Here is a 2632-nt window from a genome sequence, read left to right on the forward strand (position 1 = left end):
GCACCGCTTCGATACTTGGTGACTTCCAGCATCACTTCTTTGTCCAACGCAACCGATTTGTCCAGCAAGTGAACCAAATTCTCCAAGATAATCACCCGCTGTTCCATGTAATTATCAATCTCCGATGCCGCCGTCTGTATCCGCTGTTCCATCATGTTTAATTCCGAGCTCGCTTCTCGCAGTGCCCACCAAGGATACCCCGCTAAAACAGCCCCCATACCAATCGTCATCCATGAGTCCAACCACCACCCCGCCACGGCAATGATCACACCGGCTATCATCAGTAACCGAGGGAGCATACGCTCTTGTTCGGTCACCGTCACAGGAATTTGCTTGACAATAACATCGACCTCGCGTCCTTCCTCCATAAATTCAGGATTCATCTCATCCAATTGATTTGCCATATTCTCCTCCTTAACCATGAATAATTTGATCCACTAATTCCTTAATCGGCTGATTTTCATCATATAATTTTGCCACTACATAATCCCGATATGCAAATGCACCGTTACTATTTTTTGCCGAACGTGCATACTGCTCTAAACGACGAATATCCTCGGCATGATCTGTATCCACTCGCATTACTTCCACATACCGATCTTGATACACCCGAATATACTCCTCCCAATGGACGGGAACACTATGCGCACTCCCGTCACTGGCACCGCTCAATACATGCGTTACACGCGGTTCCACTCGGAACGAATAGGCCCGAACACGTATGATTTCCGAATTTTCTCCTTTTTGATACGGATAGGTTTTGACTAACACACCGACATTATTTCTAACAGCTGCATTATTCGGACGGAACAAATCCGAATTCAACTGATTCACTATCATTTCCGTCAAATAGCTATTGTACCGATAATCGAACGTATCTCCGTAAATATAGTCCTCCGCCATGTGCTGCTGATATAAAGGGATACTTAATATCGGCAACATCATAAAAAACAGCTGGTCAAAATACTGGCAATTAAAGTTAATAAAATTCGCTTTCAATTGATCATAAAACACATGGTAGTATGTTTTCAAGCCGGTATTCATTCTCCAATCCATGCTATTTATTGTGCGAACCTCATTGAGCTTACCGCGTTTCCAAAAATAGAAATTATCATGATGCGGAGAATGTGCAAATAAATACATGAAGTTTTCCTGTGCCAGAGGCGTAAACAGCAACCGAAACTCCTGCTCATGATTTCGATCTTCCGCATTAAACGAGCCATCAAACTCCTCGTTTGCCATAATCTGAAAACCTGTTCCTTCTTTTGTTTTTTTGCGGAAACGTTTGATATTTTTTTGCACGGCGGATTTTTTCAGCGGAAACAGCGGCTTCTCCGCTTCCACTGTCGGCTGACGCGAAAAACTTAAATTCGGTGCTGCTTCATTACCGTAATAAACGAACACTCGATGATGATATGCAGGTCCTGGCCGCTGAATTCTCGCAGAAACAGTTTCCGCTACCGTCTTGGATCTGCGATTACCGTCCGAGTCCGTATAGTATTTATTAACACTGACCAGAATACTCCCCGTGTACGTATACGGCTCCATTTGCTCATCCCACTCCCGCACAAATACAAACGGATTACCCACAATGTCTCCGGAGATCAAACTCAATGTAGTTGCATGATCGGACATTCGCTCACGAAGCGAATATCCGCGTACCAACTGCTCAAATCTGCGGATGTCAAAGTAATCATCCAGTTTGACCAATGGTAACACCTGCTTGATTATCTCGTGCGTAATTTCACTATGAAGCAAATTTTTTAGCGGCAAAAGGGATTCATCCGCCTGTCTGCTAATCTCATTCATACGAACTCCAATTGCACTGATATCCCCTTGCCATTTATTAATAAGCCACTTAATAATGCCAAAATGCAAAAATAATAATGCCAGTGTAATCAAAGTCGTTTCAATCAAATTGCTGAACGTAAAATTTCCAAAAAAGAAAATAAACAGAAAAAACGCATAACAAAAGCCCCAAAGCACTTCTGCCAAGATGACCGCCCTTTTTATCCAAGTCAAACATTTGATTTTCAGTTTCGGCCACATCCGGCTCTTCTCTACCCGCTTATACTCCGCTGCAAGCTCCCGATTACGATCGAGATCAACCCCCGATTGCTTTGTCAATTCGGAAAAACGTCTGACAACTGTTGCCCGAAATTGCTCTTTTAATTCATTTTCATAATATTTCAGCGGCGAAAGCAATTTCTCCGTATTTTCCTGCATCACATAAACCTCCTCATTTGTGTATTTTATATATAGCATCTGCTCATTTCTTTGTCAATTCTTTTTAATACTATCGTCGCTTGATATTATGCATACACCAAAAACGCCCCCTTACATTCTTACTGTAAAGAAGGCCGTCGATATCATTTATGATTTTATGATTTTATTATTTTACTATTCTATTATTCTTCCTTATCTTCGGACACATCTTCCAACAGAACAAAGCTGGAGACGCCGCACAGAAAAAGGCCGATTCCCATCCTTGCCCGTTCGAATAAAAAACACCCCCGCTTACGCAGGGGTGTATGTAATCAGCAGCTACCTATGCTCCCGGGCCGTTTCCAGCCAAGTACTTTCGGCGTTTACGAGCTTAACTACTGTGTTCGGCATGGGTACAGGTGTCGCC

General features: G+C 42.9%; 1 protein-coding gene, 1 rRNA gene and 1 pseudogene. All 3 read right to left on the reverse strand.

The window, feature by feature from the left end; translation table 11 throughout:
* Nucleotides 1–404: pseudogene (locus tag KH813_RS06440) on the reverse strand (LemA family protein); the annotation flags it as partial.
* A 10-nt stretch (nt 405–414) separates the two neighbouring features.
* Nucleotides 415–2226, reverse strand: a complete 1812-nt coding sequence (locus KH813_RS06445; RefSeq protein ID WP_303994523.1) for an MAG1210 family protein — start codon at nt 2224–2226, stop codon at nt 415–417.
* Nucleotides 2227–2535: 309 nt separating this feature from the next.
* A 5S ribosomal RNA gene (gene rrf, locus KH813_RS06450) occupies nt 2536–2632 on the reverse strand; the annotation flags it as partial.

This window comes from Negativicoccus succinicivorans (genome assembly GCF_018373335.1).
GTDB lineage: Bacteria > Bacillota > Negativicutes > Veillonellales > Negativicoccaceae > Negativicoccus > Negativicoccus succinicivorans_A.

What these genes read in the sequence shown, in the direction of transcription:
- KH813_RS06445 (WP_303994523.1), bottom strand. Translation starts at nt 2,226, where the DNA reads ATGCAGGAAAATACGGAGAAATTGCTTTCGCCGCTGAAATATTATGAA.